The sequence below is a fragment of the Mycobacterium sp. NS-7484 genome (assembly GCF_001953975.1).
Taxonomy (GTDB): domain Bacteria; phylum Actinomycetota; class Actinomycetes; order Mycobacteriales; family Mycobacteriaceae; genus Mycobacterium.
This window is the reverse complement of record NZ_MBEJ01000098.1, coordinates 1-25,430: the sequence shown is the minus strand read 5'-3', so window position 1 is coordinate 25,430 and position 25,430 is coordinate 1. Positions and strand designations below refer to the sequence as shown.

General features: G+C 63.4%; 19 protein-coding genes and 1 pseudogene. 12 read left to right on the top strand and 8 right to left on the bottom strand.

The genetic code is table 11. The annotated features are described in order from the left end of the window. Positions 1-562 (top strand): zinc-binding dehydrogenase (locus A5733_RS18290; RefSeq protein WP_142254070.1); only part of this gene is annotated, 562 nt, incomplete at its 5' end. Then, complete coding sequence (locus tag A5733_RS18285) at positions 559-1,191, top strand: MBL fold metallo-hydrolase (RefSeq protein ID WP_076241147.1); 633 nt, start codon at positions 559-561, stop codon at positions 1,189-1,191. The genes A5733_RS18290 and A5733_RS18285, both read left to right, overlap by 4 nt. Before the next feature lie 85 nt (positions 1,192-1,276). Here the strand turns inward: A5733_RS18285 and A5733_RS18280 are convergent, their stop codons facing one another. Then, complete coding sequence (locus tag A5733_RS18280) at positions 1,277-2,893, bottom strand: APC family permease (RefSeq protein WP_233152723.1); 1,617 nt, start codon at positions 2,891-2,893, stop codon at positions 1,277-1,279. Between the two features lie 469 nt (positions 2,894-3,362). On the opposite strand from A5733_RS18280, the gene A5733_RS18275 reads away from it, so the two are divergent. The 6 genes and pseudogenes from A5733_RS18275 to A5733_RS18255 all read left to right on the top strand — a co-directional run bounded on the left by A5733_RS18275 (position 3,363) and on the right by A5733_RS18255 (position 9,146). Then, the gene (locus tag A5733_RS18275; RefSeq protein WP_231965767.1) at positions 3,363-4,022 is read left to right on the top strand and encodes a TetR/AcrR family transcriptional regulator; all 660 of its coding nucleotides are present in this window, start codon (positions 3,363-3,365) and stop codon (positions 4,020-4,022) included. A 473-nt stretch (positions 4,023-4,495) separates the two neighbouring features. Then, entirely contained in the window at positions 4,496-4,774 is a 279-nt protein-coding gene (locus A5733_RS18270) for a hypothetical protein (RefSeq protein ID WP_076241145.1), read from the top strand. Continuing rightward, positions 4,771-6,165: a hypothetical protein gene (locus A5733_RS27755; protein ID WP_198938866.1), complete on the top strand. Its 1,395-nt coding sequence runs from the start codon at positions 4,771-4,773 to the stop codon at positions 6,163-6,165. Before A5733_RS18270 ends, A5733_RS27755 begins: the two co-directional genes overlap by 4 nt. Positions 6,166-6,172: 7 nt before the next feature. Then, the gene (locus tag A5733_RS27190; protein ID WP_142254069.1) at positions 6,173-6,643 is read left to right on the top strand and encodes a hypothetical protein; all 471 of its coding nucleotides are present in this window, start codon (positions 6,173-6,175) and stop codon (positions 6,641-6,643) included. A gap of 343 nt (positions 6,644-6,986) precedes the next feature. Further along, positions 6,987-7,325, top strand: coding sequence for a DUF4333 domain-containing protein (locus A5733_RS18260; RefSeq protein ID WP_076241144.1), 339 nt, complete (start codon positions 6,987-6,989; stop codon positions 7,323-7,325). Positions 7,326-7,512: 187 nt separating this feature from the next. Next, positions 7,513-9,146 (top strand): annotated as a pseudogene (locus tag A5733_RS18255) (IS1634 family transposase). 196 nt (positions 9,147-9,342) lie between these two features. On the opposite strand, the gene A5733_RS18250 reads toward A5733_RS18255, so the two are convergent. Next, positions 9,343-10,722, bottom strand: a complete 1,380-nt coding sequence (locus A5733_RS18250; RefSeq protein WP_076241143.1) for an HNH endonuclease signature motif containing protein — start codon at positions 10,720-10,722, stop codon at positions 9,343-9,345. 337 nt (positions 10,723-11,059) lie between these two features. On the opposite strand from A5733_RS18250, the gene A5733_RS18245 reads away from it, so the two are divergent. The 3 genes from A5733_RS18245 (at position 11,060) to A5733_RS18235 (ending at position 14,622) form a co-directional block, all read left to right on the top strand. Continuing rightward, positions 11,060-13,141 carry a PE-PPE domain-containing protein gene (locus A5733_RS18245; protein WP_142254068.1) on the top strand — a complete coding sequence of 694 codons (2,082 nt, stop codon included), beginning with the start codon at positions 11,060-11,062 and terminating at the stop codon, positions 13,139-13,141. 39 nt (positions 13,142-13,180) lie between these two features. After that, on the top strand, positions 13,181-13,942 hold the full coding sequence (locus A5733_RS18240) for an SDR family oxidoreductase (protein ID WP_076241149.1): 762 nt from the start codon (positions 13,181-13,183) through the stop codon (positions 13,940-13,942). A gap of 98 nt (positions 13,943-14,040) precedes the next feature. After that, positions 14,041-14,622, top strand: coding sequence for a DUF1707 domain-containing protein (locus A5733_RS18235; RefSeq protein WP_067771181.1), 582 nt, complete (start codon positions 14,041-14,043; stop codon positions 14,620-14,622). Between the two features lie 202 nt (positions 14,623-14,824). On the opposite strand, the gene A5733_RS18230 is transcribed toward A5733_RS18235, so the two are convergent. From A5733_RS18230 to A5733_RS18205, 6 genes are all read right to left on the bottom strand, one after another. Beyond that, positions 14,825-16,519, bottom strand: coding sequence for a hypothetical protein (locus A5733_RS18230; protein ID WP_076241142.1), 1,695 nt, complete (start codon positions 16,517-16,519; stop codon positions 14,825-14,827). Positions 16,520-17,152: 633 nt separating this feature from the next. After that, on the bottom strand, positions 17,153-18,484 hold the full coding sequence (locus tag A5733_RS18225; RefSeq protein WP_076241141.1) for a hypothetical protein: 1,332 nt from the start codon (positions 18,482-18,484) through the stop codon (positions 17,153-17,155). 475 nt (positions 18,485-18,959) lie between these two features. After that, positions 18,960-20,213, bottom strand: a complete 1,254-nt coding sequence (locus A5733_RS18220; protein WP_076241140.1) for a PE-PPE domain-containing protein — start codon at positions 20,211-20,213, stop codon at positions 18,960-18,962. A gap of 74 nt (positions 20,214-20,287) precedes the next feature. Continuing rightward, positions 20,288-20,941 carry a hypothetical protein gene (locus A5733_RS18215; RefSeq protein ID WP_142254067.1) on the bottom strand — a complete coding sequence of 218 codons (654 nt, stop codon included), beginning with the start codon at positions 20,939-20,941 and terminating at the stop codon, positions 20,288-20,290. A gap of 57 nt (positions 20,942-20,998) precedes the next feature. Further along, positions 20,999-23,014, bottom strand: coding sequence for a VWA domain-containing protein (locus A5733_RS18210; RefSeq protein WP_076241138.1), 2,016 nt, complete (start codon positions 23,012-23,014; stop codon positions 20,999-21,001). After that, positions 23,007-24,419: a sigma 54-interacting transcriptional regulator gene (locus A5733_RS18205; protein WP_198938864.1), complete on the bottom strand. Its 1,413-nt coding sequence runs from the start codon at positions 24,417-24,419 to the stop codon at positions 23,007-23,009. Before A5733_RS18205 ends, A5733_RS18210 begins: the two co-directional genes overlap by 8 nt. A 125-nt stretch (positions 24,420-24,544) precedes the next feature. Here A5733_RS18205 and A5733_RS18200 point away from each other — a divergent pair. Next, positions 24,545-25,430: serine/threonine-protein kinase (locus A5733_RS18200; RefSeq protein WP_142254066.1), on the top strand; the 886-nt coding region annotated here is incomplete at its 3' end.

The following is a 25,430-nucleotide window of genomic DNA, read 5'->3' as shown; positions in this document are numbered from 1 at the left end:
GGTGACCCGTGACGACACGGTCGCGGTGATCGGCTGCGGCGGTGTCGGCGACGCCGCGATCGCCGGTGCCGCCCTGGCCGGCGCCAAGAAGATCATCGCCGTAGATTTGGATGAGCGGAAGTTGGCCCAGGCGTGCGAGTTTGGAGCCACCGATACAGTCAACGCCGCCGATGCAGATGTCGTGAAGTCGATCCAGGACCTCACCGACGGATTCGGCGCCGACGTGGTGATCGACGCGGTGGGCCGCCCGGCGACGTATGAACAGGCGTTTTACGCCCGAGATCTCGCCGGCACCGTGGTCCTGGTGGGCGTCCCGACTCCGGACATGAAACTTGAGATGCCACTGGTCGACTTCTTCTCTCACGGTGGTTCTTTGAAGTCCTCCTGGTACGGCGACTGCCTGCCCGAGCGTGACTTCCCCACCCTGGTCAGCCTTTACCTGCAGGGCCGGCTGCCGTTGGAGAAGTTCGTCTCCGAACGCATCGGCCTGGGAGATATCGAGTCGGCATTCCACCGCATGCATTCCGGCGAAGTGCTGCGCTCCGTGGTGGTGCTGAAGTGACCGAAACCTTCCAGATCCAACGAGTCGTCACCAGTGGGACATTCGAGCTCGACGGCGGCTCCTGGGACGTCGAGAACAACATCTGGCTCGTCGGCGACGACAGTGACGTCATCGTGTTCGACGCCGCCCACACCGCCGCGCCGATCATCGACGCCGTCGGCGGCCGTAACGTCGTTGCGGTGGTCTGCACCCACGGCCACAACGACCACATCACCGTCGCCCCCGAGCTCGGCAAGGAGCTGGACGCCCCGGTGCTGTTGCACCCGGCCGATGCCATGTTGTGGCGGATGACTCATCCGAATGGCCGTTACTGGCCGGTCAGAGATGGTGACACAATCGTCGCCGGCGGTATCGATGTGCACGCCATCCACACCCCTGGACACTCGCCCGGATCAGTGTGCTGGTCCATTCCGCAACTGAACGCGGTGATCTCCGGCGACACGCTGTTCCAGGGCGGCCCCGGCGCCACCGGACGGTCTTACTCCGACTTCCCCACCATCCTGAGATCAATCTCCAAACGCCTCGGTCTGCTCCCCGCCGAAACGGTGGTCTACACCGGGCACGGAGACACCACGACCATCGGTGACGAGATCGTGCATTACGACGAATGGGTGACTCGCGGCCACTGACGACACGCCGCGAGCAACGAACCAGAAAGCGTGGGCCCGATATCGAATCGGGCCCACGCTTTCTGGCCTTATTCCTTCTACCAGTTCAGCTTTCGGCCTCAGCCCGACCGAGCGCCTTGAAGATCTCAGGGCGGGTTGAGCGGAAGTAGAGCGCCAGAGCGCATCCCACCACCAGGGAGGCCGCAAGCACAACCAGCAATCCCAGGTTCTGACCGGGTGCGCCGCCGACGACCAGATCGAAATGCAGTACGGCGATAACCACAGTGGTTCCCAGCGCCAGTATGGCGACGCAGGGCGCGATGAAGCACTTGAACCTGTTGGCGCCGACCGGAACACCCTTTCGGGCGAACCACACGATCACCGCGATGCTGACCAACACCATGAGAATCAAGACACCGACCGTCCCGAGGCCGAACAGTTGGGCATCGAGGCCCTCGCCTTTCAGGTTGGTCAGGCCGACGATCGAGGTCAGTAGCAGAGTGATGATGGCTACTGCCACCGCAGCGCGGGCAGGCGAACCGTGGCGAGGATGAACCTGTCCAAGTCCCGTCGGAAGCGCCTTGTCCGCAGCGAGATTGAAGATGTAGCGAGCGGTCACATTGTGTACGGAAATGGCAGCAGCTATCTCCGACGTCACGATGAAGATGAACGTGAGCTGGGTGAAGACCGGCGCGGCGAGGTGTCCGATGGCGCTGGGGAACATCATCTTCGGATCATCAGTAGCCGCCTGGACGGCGCCCGATCCATATGCAGTGGTCAGCAGATAGCAGGTCACCGTGTACAGGGTGCCGACGAACAACACCGCGCCGTAGGTTGCCCGCGGGATGGTCTTGTCTGGATTGCGCACCTCGTCGCGAAACAAGGCGGTCGCCTCGAATCCGAGGAAGATCATGATGGCGAACAGCAACGCGACGGCCATGTCGCCATTACCCAGCGTGGCCGGGTTGATCGGAGTGGCCGAGTATCCGTCAGGACCGCCATCGTGCACGAGCACCGCGATGTTGAACACCATCACGATCGCGACTTCCAGCACCATCGCGACGCTGAGGATCTTCGCTGATACCTCGATGTGGAAGTAACACAGGATGCTTACGATGCCCCAGGTGACCAGACCCCAAAGCCACCACGGCGTGGTCGGACCGCCCACGCTCGAAACGAGTTCGGTGACGGTGAGCCCGATAAAGACGAAGCACCCACAGAGAAACAACAGGTAGGAAACCACGGCCAGGAAGGCCGATCCAAGTCCGATGACCCTGCCGAGCCCGGCGCTGATGAAGGCGTAGAACGACCCTGGTTTCGGCAAGCCTTTGGCCATCGTCACGTAGCCCACTGCGAACAACAACAGGGATACCGACGCGGCCGCGAACACAAGAGTGGCACCTTCACCACCGAACATGATCGCGAACGGGATGAAGCCGGCGACGGCGGCAATCGGGGCCGAGAACGCCAGAACTGTGAGCATCAATGAGCTGATGCCCATCTGCCCAGACAGGCCGCCAGAGGTCGCGGAATCGCCGGGCGGCGATTTCCTGGGCGGGTCTGCCGCCAACGTGCTATCGGTCATAGTGGTGTCTCCTTCGGGAAAGGTAGTTGAGGTTGGCCGGGTGTGCGAAACGTCGTCGATTCGGCCGGCGCCCGCGCCGAATACCGGCAAGCACCAGATCCGGCTTGGCTGGCGTCGGTGCGACGCCGGCGCTTCCAAAGCTTTGGATATCCTTGCAACTTGCTGTGAGCCAACACATTCCGCGCCGGAGCTAGTCGCCGCCGGGGTGGGACCGGGCCGCGGGCATCGTGCAATGACGGCCCAGTAGTTGTTGCAGCAGTGGCGATGTGATCGTCGACCATTCATTCACCTTCAGAGCAGGTACACGACGAGAAGCTGACCGAAAATCTAGATTGAAGACGCGACGTTAGTCGCGTATTCGCAAAAATAATCCTTCCGCCCCCTCCTGTCCATGGTCAGAGCGACCTGTTTACACAGGGGTTACCAGCGGCGAAATGCCGCGCGCCCATGGCCTTACCGCAGTAGCTCTCATCGGCGTCGCCCAGCGACACACGGCACGGCCGCGAGGAAGTTCACGCGACCGAGAGCCCCACGCCGTCGTCAGTAAGGTGACTGGCGTCGCGTTGCTGCTACGGTTCGCTTAATCCTCGAGCGAAAGGAACGAAGGTTGGCCCAGTGGGCAGGGGCGAAGGTCGGCGGCCCGTGGAACCACGAGCTTGCCGGGGGCTTGCGCAAAAAGCCTCTGCAGGAGCGATCACGGGCGCTGGTCGAGCATATCCTCGCCACGGCCGCTGAAGTGGTCGTAGAAGTTGGCTACGAGGCGGTTGTCGGATCGCCGACCTTTCTGCTGGAAAGAACAGGCATCAGCCGCGGATCTTTTTATGCCTTCTTCGAGACGCCGGAGCGTGTCCTGGACGAGCTGTCCTACCAGAACATCCAAAAGTCCATCGCAGGGATCGACTCTGCGCTCCGCGGTCGCCCAGGAGACGACTGGACAGAGATAGTCGACGCCATCGTCGATTACTACGCGGCCGAACACCGGATTCCGCTGATACGTGAGCTGTGGGTGCGCCAGAATCTCACGTCACGCGTCAGAGAACTGGACAACATCGCGATCGGCGAGATCGCTGCCATGACGTTGACGCAATTCCGCAAGCACGCACCGCTTTTCGCCGACCTTTCCGAGTTGCAGTGCCGCGTTGCGATCCACGCTCTCGAACGGCTCGTTCAGCTGGCGTTCAGCGATGAACCCGAAGGCGACCCAGCGATCATCCGGGAGGCACGCGCCATGCTCATCGAATACTTCTCGGCCTACGCGAAAAGTTGACGTGCGGCAGCCGGCGGCGGCGCCCCGAGGGCGACGGCCGTCGGCGTCAGGCTGCGCCAGAGCCTTGCGGAGCCAGGCCAGCGATATAGCGCTCCGGATGGTGGCAGTCATTGACCCGGGGCTGACCGGTATCGAGACTCGGCGGCGGAAGCCATTCGGTCCGACCATCTTCGCCGGTTCTCGTCCGCCAGCCCTTGCTGCTCAACAACCGGTGGCAGGCCGGGCAAGCCAGGGTGAGTTGGTCGATGTCCGCCGCACACCCGATACGCGCTGTCCGGATCGGCGCGTATTCATCGCTAGTGCTTGGTTCACCGGTCTTCCATTGTCTTAAATCGCACGCCAGGCGATCGCATTGGCCTCGAAGATCGGCGATCACTCGACGCCGGAGTGGCGCTACGTCGAACGGACCAGGCTGGGAGCCTTGCGCGCTGCTAGGCTGTCCAGATCCGACTTAGCCAGTTGGGGGGATTGATATGGCAAACGGGCTGGAAGTGAGTGCAAGCGGTTTGCGGGCCGCGGCCGGCGATAGCGAGACCCTCGCCGCAGAGTTGATCACGGGAGCAGTAGACCAATGCGTTGGTGGTGATGATCCGAGTGCCGCCGGAGTAAACGCAGTCAATGCGGCGCTGAATTCGGTGCGAGCACGTCAGGCTCGACGGGTGTCAGGGCAGGCTGGCGATCTCGCGACGGGCGCTGCGCACTATGACGACACCGATAGCAGCAGCGCGGGTGAGATTTCGGTGACGGTATGAGTCCGGCGGCTGCCATTTCGTCGGGTGTCTTGCCCACTCGTACGCAGATTGAAGATTGGTCTACTTCGCATCTCGCCGACGCCGCGACGAATTGGCGAACAGCCGCCACCACATCCGAGAACGCTTTCTCCCGGCACCGTCAGAACATCGCAATGCCGGGCGGCACCACCTGGACGGGTGACGCCAAAGATGCAGCATTCGACCGAGTGACGTCTGATTGCACCGTGGTCGGCCGTCAGAGCGGCTTGCTGCGGGCGGCCGCCGACCTAGCCGAGAATGGTGGCCACGACATCAAGGCGGCCAAGGACAAAGCCGTGTCCGCGATCACCGCCGCTGAAGACGCAGGATTCAGCGTCGATGAGGACTTGACTATCACCGATACCAAGCGGGTCGACTTCTTCTCGATGCGTGCGCGCCAGACCGAAGCGAACGAGCACGCCGAGGATATTCGCTGGACGGCCGGACAACTCGTCGAGACCGCCACGTTGGTGGGTAGACGACTTCAAGACAAGGCGGTCGAGCTCGAAACAATAAAGTTTGATGGCGAGGATGACGGACGTGACGGATTGATCCAATTGGTGGACCACACGTTCAAGTTGAATCCTGAGGACGGCAAGCCGGATGCCGGAGAGGATGAAGCGTCGCCTGGCGGTCTGCCGGTACCCAAGCAGAAGGTGAAATCGATTGAAGGGTCCCGAGGCACGCCGCAAAGCAAAGACATCCTCAAGCCAGCGGAGGGCCGGCATGAAAAACCTCCACCGGGCACAAAGGTCGGCGAGTGGGGCAAGGATGTCAAAGCGGACAAACCGAAGGGTCCGCTCATCGCTGAAGGCAAAACGGGTGAACACGGCGGTGCCGTATGGGATAAGGTCGGCGGCGCAAAAGGGCCTGGCGGCGAATACGACTGGCGTCTCGAGGTCCTCGGCGCGCATGGTGGAGCGAATTACGAAATACGTAAAGACGGAGCCACGGGTTCCGCCCAAGGGCGAGCAAGTATCGCCGAGGGCGAGGTGAATGGTTCGAAAAACCTCGGCCCAGTCGAGATCAAAGGCCACGCAGATGGGGCACTTGGCGCAAGGGGAAATCTAACCGGGGCCGCTTCTCCGTCCGGAGGCCAATTGGGCGCCGATACAGCAATAGGTGCACACTCGTCGCAAAAATTCGAGGCCAATGGGTACGGAGTTCATATCACCGCTGGTGTCACTGAGATCGCGGGCGCCGGCGCAGCCAGCGATTTCCACTTTGGCCGGACAGATGACGGCAAATTCAGCATAGGTGGACATTACGGTCGAGCTTGGGGTTTCGGCGGGACCGGCTTGCTCGATATAACAATTGACCCCAAAGAACTAACCGGCCACTTGAAGCGGCTGGCGGACTGGTTCCTGGAATAGCGGGATTATGAAGCATCGCATCCGCTTCGATTCAGAAGTTCCAGAGGGCTGGTCCAGCGTGGCTCCAGCCGCAGTCGGGGAAGATCACGCCTCCACCGTTCTATTACGAAATGCAAACCCCGATAGTCGGCTCACACCGAATATTGTCGTTACCGAGTACTTCAGCGATTCTGCAGTCGACCTGAGCGACGTCGCACTCGAGTACGCCGAACGTAAGCGCGGAAGCACAATCGGATTGGAGGTCACCAGATCGGAATGGATAGCCGAGGATGCGCCTGCGGAATACGGTCAGGAGATGCGATTCACCCTCGTGAGCGGCGTGGTCGCAAGACTGGTCCGCATGACAATCGCAACGCCCACATTCACCGGCGGAACGCATATCCTAGAGATCGTATTCACTGTAGCTGAAGAGCAATACGCGTCCTGTCGAAGCGAATTCGGAGAATTCCTGAAATCGATACAGATACTAACAAGTTAACAAGATTTGGATACGCTAGAACCAGACAACCGTAGCCTCCCCATGGGGAACGTCATCATCATGCGCGCCCCGAAGTATAAATCGAGTGAAATGCTCGAACGCCTTAAACGCGGGACTGTGGTGGCACTCTAGCGCGTACCGGATGCATCTGCGATGACCGGCGGATCCGCCGATCGTCGAGTCGCCGCGCGACCGCAGGTGAAACTCGAAATTACTCGTATAGAGTTGACAACCCGGGCAGCTCACACGACTAGATGTTGAACAGCAGTCTAAGAGGTAGACGGCCTCATACCAGATCGGAGAAATGATGGGTCCTGCTGGCACTTCTCGGCTAGCACTGCTTATGTCATCCGTCGCCGTCGCCGCCGGTATGGCGTTGAGCGTCGTGGGATGCTCTGTAACCATCGGAGGAACTGGCGACTCGGCGAGTACGGTGCCGAACATTCCGCAAGCCGAACTTGAAAGCGGCTTGAAGAAAGCCATTACCGAAAAAACCGGCGCTCCAATAAAGTCGGTCGCGTGCGAAGGTCCGCTACAGGGTGTCGTCGGCGAAACACAACGTTGCATTGCTTCCTTTGCGACGACAGACGGTCTCCGCGCCGGAGTAACCGCTACTACCAAATCAGTCAATGATTCGAAGATAAATTACGATTTCAAAGTGGATGATAAACCGCTGGAATGACATAGCAGTGCGCACACTAGGCTCGAGTGGACATCCACCGGGCAGGACCTAGGGCTTCGTAATCGGTTTCTGAGACCCGAGTTGGGTCACTTTGGCCAGTTTTCGAGAGTGACGGCGCGTTGACCTGCGGTGATGTCTGAGCTTAGTGTACCTGCTAGGCACTAATTTGGATCAGTAGGCTGCCTGGATGGTCTGGATTCGGCGAGTGCGCACGGCCTCGGGCGCGACGGCGGTCCAGATCGCCGAATCCGTGGACGGCCGCCGCCGGATCGTTCGTCATGTGGGCTCTGCGCGTGATGACGCCGAGCTGGGTCTGCTCATCGAGGAGGCCCGCCGACTGCTGGCCGATGGCACCCAGAATGAGTTAGATCTGGGGATCACCCCGAAAGCCGTTCGCGCCCATATGGTTCGGCCACCAGACCAAGCATTGTTCACCGACGAACCGCTGCCGCGACAGCTGGTGGTACGTCCGCAAGTGCTCAAGAGCAGCAGCGCTCTGCTCTACGAGGCCCTGGCCGGGGTATACGCCAGCCTGGGCTTTGATGCGGTCGGTGACGAGGTCTTCCGTGACCTGGTGATCGCCCGGGTGGTGGAACCGACCAGCCTGCTCGACGTCGATCGGGTCCTGGCCGAGCTGGGCCGCACCTCGGCGTCCCTGTCGACACGCAAACGCACCCTGCGCCGTGCCTGCGGCGGTGGCTACCGCGACCAGATCGCCGCAGCATGCTTCGCTCATGCCCGTACCGCCGGGGATGTCAGCCTGGTGCTCTACGACGTCACCACGCTCTATTTCGAGGCCGACAAGGAAGACCAGCTACGTCGCGTCGGGTACTCCAAGGAACGCCGAGTGGACCCGCAGATCGTGGTCGGGCTGCTGGTCGACCGGCGCGGATTCCCGTTGGAGATCGGCTGTTTCGAAGGCAACAAGGCCGAGACGCTGACGATCGTGCCCATCGTCAAAGCGTTCCAGGCACGCCACGAGATCACCGACATGGTCGTCGTCGCCGATGCCGGCATGCTCGCCAGCGGCAATCTTCGCGAACTCGACGAGGCAGGGTTACGGTTCATCGTCGGACCCAGGGTCACCAAGGCGCCCAATGATCTGGCATCCCGTTTTCATTGGCATGGTGAGCTTTCGCTGACGGCCAGATCATCGACACCATCACCCCACGTGATCACCGCGGCACCACGCCGAAAACCAGTGACCTCAAGCGCAAGGCTGAGCCCGTCTGGGATCCGGCCATCCATACCAAGTCGTGGCGCACGGTGTGGGCATATTCGACCAACCGCGCGGTGCGCGACACCAAGACGCTCAATCTGCAGGAGAACAAGGCCCGCGCGGTCGTCGCTGGCGAGAAGGCCGCGCGGACACCGCGGTTCATCAAGAACCGCAACGGTTCCCAAGAAATCGACGAAGCCTCTCTGCAGCGGGCGCGGCGCTTGGTCGGGCTCAAGGGCTACGTCACCAACATCGACGCTGCACGCATGCCCGCGACCGAAGTGATCGCCAGCTACCACGACCTCTGGCACGTCGAGGCGTCCTTCCGGATGTCCAAATCCGACCTCGCCGCCAGACCCATGTTCGCCCGCACCCGCGACGCCATCGAAGCACATCTGACCATCGTGTTCACTGCCCTGGCGCTGAGCCGCGAAGTTCAGACCCGAACCGGCCTGTCACTACGACGGTTCTTGCGCACCCTCAAGCCCCTGCGCTCGGCCACCATCGACCTCAACGGCGTCATCGCCACCTTCCCACCCGCCCTGAACGCCGAGGTCAAAACCATTCTCGACGCACTGGCATCCGAGAAATCAAGGCACTAAGGCAAATGACCCAACTCGGGTGAGACGATCTCGGTCTGCGTACATTTGCCTCGGACAGCGCCAGACAGATCGAAATCCGCACTATTCGCGAGCCGCACTGGTCTCGAATCAAACGGCGCTACAGCGCACCCAAAAAACGACACCCACGAGGAGACCCAACAAACACGGTGGAATCCTGAATAGGCAGCGCGCGCGTCTAGCTGGCGTCGCGCTCGAAGAGATAGCGCTCCGGGTGGTGGCAGTCATTGACCCGGGGCTGACCGGTATCGAGGCTCGGCGGCGGAAGCCATTCGGTCCGACCGTCTTTGCCGGTTCTCGTCCGCCAGCCCTTGCTGCTCAACAACCGGTGGCAGGCCGGGCAAGCCAGGGTGAGTTGGTCGATGTCCGTCAGGCCGCCGTCGGCCCAATCCTTTTCGCGGTGGTGCACCTGGCACCAATCCGCAGGGGCAGTGCAGCCCGGCCGGGTGCAGCCGCCTTCCATTCCGAACAGTGCGAGCCGCTGCCCGGGCGAGGCAATTCGCTTGGTGCGGCCGAGGTATAGCGGCACCTCTGAGTGCGACTCGTAAATGCACAGATAGTGATATGCGTGGCTGGCTATCCGGATCGCGTCGGCCATCGGCACCAGACTGCCGCCCCCGGTGATCGCCCAGCCCTCACCCGAGCAGATCTGTTCGAGCGTGGCCGTGACCACCAATGTGACCGGCAATCCGTTGTACTGGCCCAGCGTCCCAGACATCAGCACCGCGCGGCACATGGCCTTGAAAGCGTCGTGGTTGCGCTGCGCCTTGGTGCGCAGATCCCACTTGACCGCTTCCTCGTCAGGTTCGCCATCGACACAGGGGTTTTCGTCGTCCGGATTGCACATGCCCGGTGCCGCCAACTTGGCGTTGTACGCCTCGCAGTACGCCCGGCACTCGGCATCGATGTACCCGTGGACCTTCGTCAGTCCATCGCTGTCCTGCTCACCGAATACGAGGCCACGGTTGCGTGCCGCCACGTCGTCACGCGGCGCGGGGCCGTCCTGGTCGATGGTCATCCGCAACCGATTCGCAACCTGCTGCAGCGCTTCAGGAGTCAGCCTGGCCGCCGAGCTGCCCAGCAATTCCTCGGCCTTGTCCCAATTTTCGGCGGTGACCCCGGCGGGCAGCTTCTTGAAGAATTTCCGGATGATCCGCACATGATCGATGCCGATGTCACCGCGAGACTGGGAAGCGGCGGTAGTGGGCATCACCGGCGGAAGCGGCTCACCAGTCATGGCACGGCGAGGAGACAGCACCTTGGCATCCTCGATCCGGGCATTCGCCTCGGCCTTACTGATCCGCAACGAATAGACCAATATGTCGCGAAGCGAGTTGTGGCCCGCCGTCTGCGGGGTGATCTCCTCGGCGATGTTGGTGATGATCTTGTGGTCGACCGACGCATGGGCACGAGCGATCCGCTCACGCCGAGTGGCGATGTGTTGGAGGTCGGTCAGGGTGAGCCCATCGTGGGATGCCGAGGCGATCTTGGCGGCCAACGCCTCGTACTCCTCGTAGCACGCCAGTAATTCCTGACGTCCCAGCGATGCGCTACTCATGACTCGAACATTAGTTCGAACGTCTGACAAGGGGAGTCGATTTGTGACCAGAGTGGCAAACGAGGTCAAAGTTTTTTGAACTTGTCGACGCGATGCGATTTCCGCAATCACATCGCCACCGGCATCGACGCCCGAAGTGCGCACGTAACCGATCTTGAGACGGCTCGAAACGGCCGGGCAGACTACCGATCGCGGACGCAACGACAACGGATTCCGCGGCCGTGACCAGACGTTTTACGCGCGTGATGGTTACTTTGGCAAATTTGCATCCGGCCAATAACGTATTGCTACAGTGTGCGGGCACTGTAGGCCACATCACACCCCAAAGGCGGCGACATTGACGTCTCAGCCCACCCCTCCCCGGCTGCACAAGGCCAAGGTTGCCGCCACCGCAGCGGCCGTCGTCGCCACCACCGCAGCACTGACCGCAGGTGTCGCGTCGGCCGCACCCGAGGCGCTTGCCGCGCATAACCGGGGCGTCCAGGCGGACGTTGAGCTGACCGCGGCGATTGTGCCGAGCCTGCCCGCGGTGCCCGACGTAGTCGGCATTTACGGGGTGGGACCTGTCTTCTGGGCAGCCCAGATCCTGGGACTCACGCCTGTTGCCGTTGTGGAAGCGGCTGCCGGCCTGCTCGGTGGAAGCGAAGTTGCGGGGGCCGTGGGCCAACTGCTGGACCTACTCGACAAGATCTCGCCTATCGAGGCCGGCGTGAAAGGTCCGCTGCCAAGCGACGTGTACGACGCAGTCAACGGCTTGAAGTACACAGGGTCTGGACTACTCGACATGATCGGCGGTCCAATCAGTTCACTTGTTGGGCCGAATGTCTGGAAGTCATTGCGGGGCCTACTCGACGGCATCATCGAAAAGGCACCCATACTCAACCAGCGCCGCGCGATCATCTTCTCGGAGAGTCTGGGCGGGCTCACTACGTCGCTCGCCTACCGCGACATGATCAACGCAGTCCAGTCCAATGATCCAGACTGGGGCGTCGGTGTCACCGGCCAGTGGTTGATCTTCGTCAACAACCCGAGCCGTCCTGGTGGCGGACTATTCGCGCTTGCAACGCCTTTCACCAAACAATTTGGACTGGACCTCACCACACCGGACGCCGGCAGCTACACCAATGCCGACATGACGAAGGTGCTCAACACCTCCATCCTGGACATCACGTGGGCCTACAACCCGCTCTCGGATGTACCCACCACGCTGAATCCACTCGCCTGGGCCAACTCAGCCGCAGCTGGAGTGTTCCTGACTTATCTGCTCCCCAGCGAGGAGAACAACATCGGCGAGCACGTCTTGCCGCAGTTGCTCGGCGGGATACTTGATGGCACCAAGGTGATGCTCGACCCCACCGGTGGCCAGGGCCTCGAACTCGTACCGTTGTGGAACGACATCGTCAAGGTGGCCGACAAGATCGATTTCCTCGATCTGGGCCTCGATAAAGCCTTAAAAGATCTCGCCGACGCCACCAAATTCCCCGGCACCGCCACGTACATCACGTATGACTCAGGCAATCTCCCATTGCTCGAGCCGTTCCGGATGGCGCCGCACCTGTTGAATCTGGTTCCAGGCGTTGACATCCCGACACCGTTGACCGACAGCGTCGAAGATGCGTTGCGGAAGATGGTCAACATGGGCTACCAGGACGTCAACCCGGAAACCCTGGAGCGCACGTTCGCCGAGGCCGGTGAGCAGGCCTACCTGTGGCATTCGCCGCTCACGCCGACACAACAGCTGGCCGCCAACCAGATGATCTTCAACGCCCTGATCGACGGCATCCAGGACCATGCGCTGAATCCGGAGGCCTGGACGCCGAAGCTGCCGGGGACCGATTTCAAGCCGGTCGTGCAGAACGCCGCGGCGGTCGCGATCTCCAACGCCATAAATGACGCCCTGGACGCGATTCAGAAGGGCGCCGACCCGGTCTTCGACGCAGTCGAGAAGGGCTTGTCGCCGGTCACCAAGGCTCTTGACGACGTCAACAAGCAGATGGAATCCGCCATCGACAACATGATGAAGGTCAATGAATCCACCGCCAACAAGCAGTCGACCCCGCAGGCCATCACGTCGACCTCCTCGAGCGGCAGCCAACTGCGCACATTGAGCGTCGAGGCGCCGACCGCGGGCACCGACGCGACCGACGTCGACAAGCCCGACACCGACGCAAAGCCCGCACCGCCCAAGAAGCTCCTCAAAGATCTTGGCGTCGACCAGGATTCGTTGAAGAACGCCCGGGCGAAAGCAAAGGCCCGCCACGCCGCCGACGCCAATGACCCCGTCAAGAAGTCGGTCAAGGAGACGGTCGCCAAGGTGCGTGGCGCGGTCGACGACGCCACCAAAGACGTCAAGCAGCCGAAGAAGGTGAAGAAGGCCAAGGCCGCGCAGAAAGAGAAGTCAGCCAAAGCGGCCGCATAATCGCTGACAGCCCCGAGACACGTCGGTAGCGTGGCGGACATGCCACGCACTGTGCTCGTCACCGGCGCGACCGGCACGCTCGGTCATCACGTGGTGCCGGAGGCCACCGATGCCGGTCATCACGTCCGGGCGCTGAGCCGCCGGGACCGGGTGGGCTACACGAGCGTGCATTGGCACCGTGCCGACCTGCTGTCGTCCGACGGTTTGGATGCCGCGCTCGACGGCGTGGACGTCGTCGTCCATTGCGCTACGCAACCCACCGGCGACAAGGACGTCAAAGCGACGCGGAATCTGATCGAGGCGGCCCGACGCATGGGCGTCGGGCACCTCATCTACATCTCGATCGTCGGGATCGAGGACATTCCGCTGCCTTATTACAAGACCAAGTTGCGCGTCGAACAGGTGCTCGGGTCGTCCGGCGTGGGGCACACGATTCTGCGCGCGACGCAGTTTCACGAGCTAATCGAAAAGACGTTCTCGTTGCAGCGCTTCTCCCCCTTTCTCTGGGCGCTGCGCGACATCCGCTTCCAGCCGATCGACACCCGCGACGTGGCTGCGCGACTGGTCGCGTTGATCGATACAGAGCCGTCCGGTCGGGTGTCCGACATCGGCGGGCCCACCGTTCACAGTCACCCGGAATTGGGACAGATGTACCTGTCCGCACATAAAAGCCATCGGCGAGTGGCGAGGTTCACCATTCCCGGTCGCATCGTCGCGGGTTACAGATCAGGAGCAAATCTGGCGCCGCAAAATGCGATCGAAGGCGTATCGTTCCAGGACTTTCTCGCCACAACCAGATAGATCCCCGCCGCCGAACCGCGGTGCGCCACCGCAACCGCGACGACACAGTTTGGCCTCCGGCCTTGCATGTGACAGTGATCGTCGTAGGCTCGACAACGATGAGCACTTCAGCGCCGCAGGGCAGGTCGATGCGGGCTGCCGACACCGACCGGATCCAGGTGGCGCAGCTCCTCACCGATGCTGCCGCGGCGGGCCGGCTGCCGATGACCGAATACGAGGACCGGCTGGCAAAGGCTTACGCGGCGCAAACCTATGACGATCTGGCTCGGCTGAGCCGTGATCTCCCCGGCGCCGTGAACTGTTCGGCCGCCACCTGTCGCCCGGCACCTTCCACACTGCTGTTGGCGATCATGAGCGGGTTCGAGCGTCGTGGCCGATGGAACGTTCCGAAGAAGTTGACGACGTTCGCTCTCTTCGGTGGCGGAGTGGTGGACCTGCGGTATGCCGATTTCACCGCACCCGACGTCGAAGTCCGCACCTACTCGATCTTCGGAGGGCAGACCATCTTGGTGCCGCCCGAGGTCAACGTGGACGTGGACGGTGTGGGCGTGATGGGGAACTTCGATCGGAACGTCAACGGCGACGGCTCGGCCGGCGCGCCGCGTGTGCACATCCGCGGCTTCTCCCTCTGGGGCAGCGTCAGCATCAAACGCAAGAAACGTCGCAACCAGAACACCTGAAGTCAATCGGGCGGGCCAAGTTGGTTTCAGCCCAGCCGGCGGTTACGCCGGTGGCCCGACCGCGAATCGAAGCGACGTTGTTCAACGCAATTCGGCCCACGACCGCGAGAACTGACCGTCAGCGTGCAGGAGCCACGGGCTCGTGAAAAAGCAACGGCCCCCTCCAGTTTGGAGAGGGCCGTCGGCATGGATCTAGGTGACGCTAGTCCTTCTTGTCCTTGCTGCCACTGCCGCTGTCGCTGCCGGAGTCGCTGGAACCCGACGCGGCGGAGGAGCCGGTATCGCTCTTCGACTTGCCGGCCTTGTCCGCGCCGGCCTTCGTCTTCGGCTTGAACGCGTTCTTCAGATCCGTGGTGGCCTTCTCGACGAACTTCTCACCCGCAGTCTTCTTGCGCTCCGTGGTACGCGACTTGGGGGTGAACTTGTTGGCAGACCCGGTCGTGGCCGCGGTGTCAGAAGACTTGGTCTCGCCGGCCTTCTCCTCCGTCTGGCCCGACTTCTCCTCGGTCTGGCCGGACTTCGGGTCCGTCTCGCCGGACTTCTCCTCGGCCTCTCCGGAATCGCCCTCGGGCGCAGTCTCTTTGAGCTCCTCGTCCGCTGCGATCTCCTTGACCGGAGCCTTGGGGGCCAAATCCAGCTTCAGGTTCGACAGCTTGGGGAACTCAAGCTTCGGCGCCTCGGGCTGTGAAACCTCGGCAACCGGAGTGACCGCCACGGCGCTGCCATCGGTCTTGTCGACCGTGGTGCCGTCTTCCGCAGCCTCTTCCTCGACCTCGAGGTCGATATTGAACAGCTTGTCCAGCGACGGCAACGCCTTACGAGCCGAGACGAGCGATGCGATGCCGCTCTTGGCGTTCAGGGCGTCACTCACTTCGTCCTGGGCGGCAAGGGTCTGGACGAGAGTGTTCGACTCGGTGTCTTCGTCGGTGTCAAAGCTCGGCGCCGGCGCGCCGAGAATGCGGTCTACGACGTAGTTGATGATGCCGTCGATGCCCTGGTTGTACTCCTTGCCGTCCTCCACGACCGCACCACCGAAGAAGAAGATGCTGGTGGCAGCGGCCAAATCCGGACCAGCCAAGGGAACACCGCTCGCGGCCAGGGTGAGCAGCTGCCCGGTTAGTGGCAACCAATTGTGCGAGAGGAATTCCGCGGTCTCCAGCGCCTGCCCCACGGGCCCGTTGATCCCGCCGGTGAGCTCAGAGGCGACGACCCGGATGGTCTCTTCGATGCCGGCCTCGAAGAAGTAGGGGTTGACGTTGTTGTAGACGAAGTCGGCGGCATTCGAGATCAGCGGAATGCCGGAATACGCGATCTCATCCAGTATTTGGTCGCTCAGGTAGTAGGCAAGGCCAACCAGCCCGTCGCGGTAGATATCGCCCGCGATGGGGTCTGCCGTGTCGAACACGGGGTTTTCGATTTCTTCGTAAATGGGGTCGCCGGCCTCGTCTGTACCGGTCTTGACATAGATAGGAATGTCGCCAACCACCGGGTTACCGGCAGCATCCACTTTTGTTATGGAAAGAGGCTTTCCGTCTGCGTCCACCGCTTGGGCGTACACGGCGTTGCCGGCCGCGTCGACTCCTGTTTTGACGTACAGAGGTCCCGTCAGATACGAGCCGTAGTTATCGCCACCGTAGTACGGGTCGAACGTTCCGCCGACGATGCCGCCCCAGCTATCAACCCGGAAGAAGATGTCGGAAATGGTCTGGACGTCAATGTCGCTCAGTCCAAGCAAATTCAGCTGATTGACGGTCACCGACTTCTTCGGGGTCGCCTCGGCGGCATCGCTGGCGGCGATCGCGATGTTCGGCGGAGTCATCAACCCCGGTGTCGCCGCGATGATGGCACCAGCACTCGCGAGTGCAACACCGGTGGTGAGGAGCGGACGAACTGCCATATGGGTGTGGCCCCTTGTCTTGAACGTGGTGGATTCCTGAGAACCCGTGCCGGTACCTGCCTGAAACCTTAAAAGTCCTTGAGAAGGGTAAGACCCCCCACGGCGCCCCGCAACCTGTATCTATGCGGGCCAGAGCCGTCGCGAGAACACCGCAGCGCTGCTTTTGCGGGGCGTCTCCGACAAACCGCTCGGCGCCGACGCGGCCAATTCGGACACGCGCACAAACAGCAAAATACGAATTCCGTTGCGATGGGACGCACTGAGCCCAAAACCACGGGTGGGCGCCCGTGGAATCCGTGGTCTATGACCGCGCGATCGAGGCGCGGCACACTCTTACCGGCGGCGGACTCGGTTCGGGGTGTTGGGTGCGCCCGCTCCGCGTCATATCCCTACGTCAGGCGTGCCCGCTGAAAGCTGGCTCCGCCGAGGATCCAGCATCACGCTGCGCGGAAGTCACCGGGCCTGGCAACCCATGTCGAGCCACTGGGGCACCCGTCGGGGACAGTCGGGTACCCCAGTGGAAGTCATGGCCGAACGCTCACCCAACAAAACCTCACCGCAGCAGCTCGCCACGAGCGAACATCGACGCCGCCTTGGGACCCTGAAGGAACACTGAGACGATCCTCAGCGGACTCACTTCTCCCCACCGTCCGCCTTGCCACTGTCAGACCCGGTGTCCTTGCCCGCGCCGGTGGCACCTTTGACGGCCTTCTCGAGGTTCTTCAGGAACCTGCTGCCGTTCGTCTCACCCTTGGGCCTGCCATCGCCGAAAAGGACGGGTGGCGTGACCTTGTTGCCGCCCGTGGTGTCGACGCCGACCTTCGAGCCTCCCGAACCGGTGCCCGAGCCATCCTCGTCGGCAGTCTGCTTGGCCGTGATGTGAGCCTTGGGTTTGAGGTCGAGCTTGAAATCGGGAGCCTTGAACTCGGGCGCCTTGGGCGTCAGGAACTTCGGCGGTTCGGGTGTCTTGATCTCGACGCCGGCCGGGTTGGCTCCGGAGCCACCTTCGACCGGGTTCTCGGTACCTGTCCCGCCTTCGACGGTTCCGTCGACCGCACCCTTGTCCACGTCCTGCTTGGTGACGTCGAGATCGTTGACGGGTTTGGACTCGTCCACCGCAGGAGTCTTGAACGACAACTTCAGGCCCTGCAGCGGTGAGGCGAGCTTCGGCGTCGTCAAGCTCAGCAGAGAGCCCGGTCCGGGCAGGCTGGTCGACGTGATCCCGGATTCCTTCTTTGCCAACAGCGTCGTGTCGACGTCCGATTCCTCCGATTCCTGGATCTGCACCTCCGAGGTGAACGGATTGATCAGGTTTGGTGTCGGCGTGGGATCGCCTTGGGCGATGGCATCCACCACATACGTGAACGCTGCGTAGACGCCGGTGTTGTCCCCATATCCGAAGAAGAACGAGTTGGTCAGGCCGTAGGCGTAGCCGTCCTGCGGAAGGTTGTCGAGCAGCAGATTGCCGACGAGCTGCGTTGTCCCACCTTCGAAGAAGTCGTCGACGCGCCGGGTCAGATCCAGCCGGCCGGTCAGGTCGACGGCGTCGATCGCCACGGCGATGGTGCGCACAGCCTGATGGGCCAGCTCGGTGAAACCACCCTCGAAGAAGATGTTGTCGAGGTTGCCCAACGGCAGGATGTTGTCGCTGAGGTAGTACGCCAGCCCGGTGAAGCCTTTCTGGCAGACCGCGCCTTCGAGGGTGCAGTCACCCTGCACCGGGTCGCCATCCTCATTCGTGCCCGGGAACCAGATGCCCCCGTAGCCCTGGGTGAAGGACTGCCAGGCGCCCTGCAGCGACAGTGCGAGCAGATTGATCTGCTCCTGGGTCAGCTTTGTCGTGGTGACGGTAGGTGCCGCAATGGTGACCTCGTCGCGGGGCACGAACAGTGCGGGAGTGGCAGCGACGAGGGCGCCCGCGCTCAGCAATGCGGCACCGGTGTTGACAAGCGGACGTACAGCCATGTGATGGGCCCCTTATATCGAGAGGACGAAAACGGCCGATTCCGAGAATCCGCGCGAGCGCCGCGGCTACTTAGAAACTGCTGAGAATGCTATGGCCCGGTCCGTGTTGCCGCAACCTGTAAATGGCGGCAATCATTGGTCAATAAAGCCACCCGTACCGACCGAATGTAGCGATACATACCTGCCATTCCGCCATTAACAGATGGCAGCATCATCGCTGGTCATCAGCCGTACAGATCGTAGGAAGCATTTGCCCAGCGCAAGACTTTCATGGGCGACTCGGCACTCATATGCGTCAATTTTATTGCCGATGCAATGAATTGAATAGGCAGTTCGGGAAACGGCCTACTAATGGCGCGTTACGGCCGCATCAATGCCGGATGACTTGAACATCCATCGACCATCGTCGCCAATTTATTGCCAACGCAATGAATCAAACTATCGAGCGGCAAACGAATAACCTGCCGTTCACACCTCAGCTGTCGGTCGAAGGCCCATCTGCTGATGCGGACTCCGATGCCGAGGTGCTCGGGCTCTGGCCGCGCAACTTTTTGGCCCAGGCGCGCACTCCGTCGACCCGGGCTCTGCCCGGCGCCACGCCGACCCGGTGCGCACCCGTTCGGTCGTGGCCGGCTTTCGGGGAGAAGTCCAGGCTCTTGCGCAGCGACGGACGCGTCGACGTCGTCGTCCGCACCGTCGGGGCGTCCGACGGGGCGGCCACCGAGCCCCGGCGCAGAATGTTCGCGCCTTCCTCGACTCCGGCGGTGAAGTCGGTGACGAACCGCTGCGTTTCCTGGCGCGTCGGGATGATCCGGGCCGGGGCGTACTTGTGCGGGTTGGCCAGCGGGTCATTGTCGGGGTAGCCGTAGTCCACCACGGCACGCAGGGCCGGCGTGGCCGCGTCGGCCACCAGATTGCCCGGCTCCCCCAGTGCCCGCAGCGGTGACACCAGCGGCAGGTTCTCGGACTCGTAGCCGACGTAGGTGGTGTCGTCGACCTTGCTGATCCGCACGGTGCCGCTGGCAGTCTGGCGCACGATGGTCCCCCCGGCGGCGAGTTCGTCCTGGCAAGCGGTATCGCAATCACGCACGTTGCCCTGCGCGTCGATCGGGAAATCGAGAGTGTCCTGGTTGAGTCTGCGGTCCAGGTAGGCCATCAACGAGTTCGCCATCGCCGGTGCGTTCCAGAGATAGGCCGGGATGTTGGAGTTGATGTCGTACTCGTAGACCACGTTGACCACCGGCACGCCCGGGTCGGTCGGGGTGGGGATCGGATTCACCCCGATCGCTGCGAAAAACGGCAACCGCGTGCCGAATCCGCCGTTGGGACTCGCGACGTTGTTGTCGAGCACATACAACTGGGGTTGGCCGATCACGGGATCGTGCGTCAGCGTGCCGTAACTCAGCAGCAGGCTCACATTGGCCGCACCCCAGCCCGAGGACAGCACCACGTTGTCTTCTGCACTGTGGTTCTCGATGGCGCGGTACACCCCGAACGGGCCCGTGAAAAAGTTCGCGACGACCGGTTCGTCGTGGCCCTGCCGGTAAAGCCCGCCATAGAAATCCGCGACGCCGTCGCCGCTGGGATTCGTCGAACTCGCGCCGATGATGAGCGCGGCCAGCTGCACCGGGGTGACCGGTTGCGTCGCCCCGAGGGCAGCCGTCATCACCAGCGCCGTACCGCCCAACAGGGACGCCGGCAATGCGCGTCCGCCCCAGCGATGTGCCATGCCGCCGCCTCTCCGCCCGATCCGAATGAGCAGAAGCTACCGGACGGCAAACAGCGATGTCAGCAAATATCGGTTCAGCGGGGCAAGGCGATGCGCAGGCCGGCCAGCATCACCTGCACGTCCTTCATGTAGGTCTCGTTGTTGGGAGCGGTGCTCTGCGCCATCGCCACCAGGTTCCACACTCGCGATCCCAGGGGCACCATCACCGACACCGCGGTCACATAGACCGTCTTGCCGCCTTCATGTTGAGGCGGAACCGTGTAGTTGGCCATCAACGCCGGGAACCCACAGACCTCGGCCGGCACCGGGCTGATGTTCTGCCCGCCGCCGGCTTCGAAGCCCTTGATGCTGTCGTTCAACAGGTCTCTGGGTGGGCGGTCGCCGTCTGTGGCATCGGCGGTGGCAACTGACAGCGCCGGATTCGTCACGCCGTCGCTGAGCGAGACGTTGCGCAGCACCAATCTGACCGGCCCCGTGGCCAACTCGGGAACCGGCTCCCAGCCCGGCGGCTGCGCGATCCGCACCCGGGGATCGTCCGGCCCGATCCCGGACAGCTCGATCCAGGCATCAGAATGCACCTGCTCGCACGATTGCGGCTTGTACGCCGGCGCGCCGGAGGATTCCGCGGCGTGCCCGGGCTCGAATCCAGCGGTCGGGGTGCCGTCGGTCAGCTGCGTACACCCACTGAGCAGCAGCCCCGCTGCCACCGCAACCACACCACGCGTCATGTCCCCCATCGCAGACAGACACTACGCGAACGCACTCTGCGTCGAACGCGGCGCGATTCAGCGTCGGCGCGAATGCAGATAGTCGCCCACGACCGCGGCGCCCAGGCCGTCGAGACCGGGCACCACCACGCGGCCCTGCACCCGGCGGGCCACCTGGTCGATGAACCGGGCCAGGCCCGGATCGGACCCCAGCCGGAAGATCGTCACCTGCGCGCCCAGTCGGGCCACCTCGTCAAAACCCCGCACGGTGTGGGCGATGGTGCGCGGGTGGGGCGGGTAGTCGAAGAAGACCTCCGGCGACGGCGCCGCCGAATTGGGCCCAGCCCCATGCCCGTACGCCTCCAGATGTGCGGTGGGCTCGCCGTCGGTCACCACCAGCACGACGGGCTGGGCGTTGGGGTGACGACGCAGATGCCGGGTCGCCAACGCCAGGGCATGGTGCAGGTTGGTGCCCTGCTCGTAGACGCCCTCCAGCCCGGTCAACTCGGCGGCGGTGACAGTACGGGCATAGCGGCCAAAGGCGATGATCTGCAACTCATCTGAACGGAACCGGGTGCTCACCAGATGGTTGAGGGCCAGCGCCGTGCGCTTCATCGGCAACCAACGATTCTCCATCACCATCGAGAACGAGGTGTCGACCAATAGCGCCACGCAGGCCTGGGTGCGGGTCTCGGTCTCGGAGATCTCCACATCCTCGACGGCGAACCGGATCGGCCGCTCGACCAGACCCGTACCCGCCTGGCGCAGCACTGCATTGGTGACCGTGCGGGTGACGTTCCACGGCTCGGTGTCTCCGAACTGCCAGGGCCGTGTCGCCCCGGTCAACTCCCCGGCCGCCCCGGCCCGACGGGTGTCCCGCTCGCCGTGCCGACCGGAAAGTCGTTGCGCCACATCACGTAGCGCCGTCTGACCGAGCTGTCGCATGGCCTTGGGAGACAACCGCCACTGCCCGTCGGAACCACGGTCGATGAACCCCTGGTTCACCAAGGCCTTCTCCAGCTCGGCCAGGGTGCGGGCGTCGATCGCGGCGTCGTCGCCGAGTTGGCGGGCCAACGCTTCGAGGTCGACGTCGTCCATCGTCGCGCCGGCGTAGCTCTGCGACAGCGCATCGGCGAGTTGCTCCAGCTCGGCGATGTCGGCCATCGCCTGCGCGCCCTCACCCATCCCCAGCGGATCGCCCCCGGAGAACCGTTCCGAACCGGTCCAGTCCTCACCGGGACGCGCGGCCTGCAGGTGCGCATCGAGCCGGTCGAGCGCATTCATCAGCGACGGCGAACCAAAGGCCTGTTGCGCCAAGGCATCCAGCTCGGCGCGCTGGTCGGCGGACAGGCTGTTGCGGAAGCGCTGCGCGGCGGCGGCCCGCTTGGCCAGCGCATCCAACAGCTCGTCGATGTTCTGCGGGCCCTCCGGGAAAAACTCACCGTGCTTGTCCATGAACTGTTGGAAGTCTTCGGCCGTATCTTTCCCCTGGGCGTGCTTGTCCAGTAGGTCATTGAGGTCGTCGAGCATGTCGTTGACCCGCTGCCGGTCCTCGTCGGTGGCGTTCTCCAACGCCTCCTTCATGCCGGCGAACCGCTGGTCCAACATCTCACGGCCCAGCAGATCCTTGATCTGGTCGTACTTCTGGCGCGCCTCGGGGCTGCGCCAGTCATAGTCGGCGAGTTCCTGCACGGCCTTGGCCGGTGACGGCGACAGCGCCTCCAGTTGCAGTTCGCCGAAGCGCGCATTGTCGTCGAGTGCGCGGGCCAGCTCCTTGCGCTCGGCCAGCACGGCCTCGTCGAGCAGCTTCTTGATCTCCTGCAGCGTGCCGTCGAGGTTGTGTCGCTGCAACAGTTCCCGGCGTTTGCGGTTGGCCTCGGCAGCCAGCCGGTCGGTGCCGCGCATGCCTTCGGTCCCGCGTCGCATCAGTTCCGAGAGGGCGCGACGCGGCGAGCTGCCCTCCATGACGCTCTGACCGATCTGCTCGAGCGCGTCGCGCAGATCGATCGGCGGTGCCAACGGGTCGGGGCCACCGGTGTATCGCGAATACCGCGACGTGTGTGCGTGGTGGCCCCGGCCGCCGCTATTAGCCATAGACCGTCTCGCCCTCCCCCGACACCTTGTCCACGCGCTTGGCCAGATACAGCGCCTCCAAGGCCAATTCGACCGCCGCGGCCCGCTCACCCACCGACACCGCACCCAACCGGGAGGCGATGGCGTCGATGACCGGCAGATCCGGCAGCGCGGCCAGCACGTCCTTGGCCGACACCCGCTCACCGGTGGTCACCGGGGAGCCTTCCTCGATCGCGGCCACCAGCGGGCCGACGTCGATACCGCCCAGCAGCCGTTGTGCGGTGTCGGCGGTGGCGCGTCGCAGCAGGTGCTCCAGCACGGCGAGCTCCCGGCCCTCCTCGCCCGTCTCGAACTCCAACTTGCCGCGCAGCACGCCGATCACGTTGGCCAGGTCCACCACCCGGGCCACCGGATCGTCCTCGCCGAGGATGGCCGAGCGGTGCCGCGCCGAGGCCGCCACCGTCTCGGCCGCAGCGATCGCGAACCGCGCCGACACCCCGGACCGCTGATCGATCGAACTCGATTCCCGCAGATTGCGGGCGAACCGGGCCAGCACGCCGAGCAGGTAATCCGGGACCCCGGCGGCCAATTGGGCCTCCTGGCGGATCACACCCACCTCGTCGTCGATCTCCAGCGGATAGTGCGTGCGGATCTCGGCCCCGAACCGGTCCTTGAGCGGGGTGATGATCCGGCCGCGGTTCGTGTAGTCCTCGGGGTTGGCACTGGCCACGACGACGACGTCGAGCGGCAACCGCAGCGTGTAGCCGCGGACCTGAATGTCGCGCTCCTCCATCACGTTGAGCATCGACACCTGGATCCGCTCGGCCAGGTCGGGCAGCTCGTTGACGGCCACGATGCCGCGGTGCGCCCGCGGGATCAGCCCGTAGGCGATCGTCTCCGGGTCACCGAGGCTGCGGCCCTCGGCCACTTTGATCGGGTCGATGTCGCCGACGAGATCGGCCACGCTGGTGTCGGGGGTGGCCAGCTTCTCGGTGTAGCGCTCGCTGCGGTGGCGCCACTCGATCGGCAGGTCCTCACCGGAGTCGGCGGCCCGGCGGATCGACTCGGGCGTGATCGGGCTGAACGGGTGCTCGCCCAGCTCGGAGCCGGCGATCACCGGCGTCCACTCGTCGAGCAGTCCGGTCAATGCCCGCAGCAGCCGGGTCTTGCCCTGGCCGCGCTCACCGAGCAGCACCACATCGTGCCCGGCGATCAAGGCGCGCTCCAGTTGTGGGATCACCGTGTCCTCGAAACCGAGAATCCCGGGCCAGATGTCGCGACGGTCGGCCAGGGCGGCCAGCAGGTTCTCGCGGATCTCAGCTTTGACGCCCCGTTCACGATGGCCGGAGGCACGAAGCTCACCGACGGTACGGGGCAGATCACCGGGGACGGCTGGCCGGCGACCATCGTTTTTGGGTTGGCTCACCACTCCAAGCTACGACTGAACCCGCCCGCGCACATCGCCACCCGTCAGAACAGATGCCCGCCGCGCGCGGGCCACACCCCCGCCATAGTCGTGATCCAGACGTTCCGACAGGTAGTCTGCGCTCCATGCCGTTGGCTAGCGGTCAGGAATTCGCAGGGTTCACCATCGTGCGGTTGGTGGGCACTGGAGGCATGGGCGAGGTCTATCTGGCGTCCCACCCGCGGTTACCCCGCGAGGACGCTCTCAAAGTGCTGCCCATCACCGTCAGCTCTGACGACGAATTCCGCCAGCGGTTCATCCGTGAGGCGGACATGGCAGCCACGCTGTGGCATCCACATATCGTCGGCGTGCACGACCGCGGCGAGTTCGAGGGCCGGTTGTGGATCTCGATGGACTATGTCGACGGGCATGACGCCGCCCGGCTGCTGCACGACCAGTACCCGTCAGGCATGCCGGCCGAGCTCGTCATCGAGGTCGTCACCGCCGTCGGCGACGCGCTGGACTACGCGCATCAGCGCAAGCTGCTGCACCGCGACGTCAAACCCGCCAATATCCTGATCACCAGCAAACAGGGCACCAAGCGTCGCATCATGCTGACCGACTTCGGTATCGCCCGCCGTTCCGACGAGGTCAACGGGCTCACCTCGACCAACATCACCGTGGGCTCGATGTCCTACACCGCGCCCGAGCAGTTGATGGGCCAACCGCTCGACGGCCGAGCCGATCAATACTCGTTGGCCGCGACCGCCTACCGCTTGTTCACCGGCGCCCCGCCGTTCGCGCACAGCAACCCGGCCGTGGTGATCAGCCACCACCTCAATTCCCCGCCGCCGAAGCTCGGTGACACGAAACCCGAACTGGCCGTTTTTGATTCGGTGATGGCCAAAGCGTTGTCGAAGGACGCCAAGGACCGCTTCGACACCTGCCACGACTTCGCCGTCGCACTGGCCGAGGCCGCCACCGGGACCACGCCGGAGGTACGCACCCCCGCGCCCACCCACGAGCCGTGGC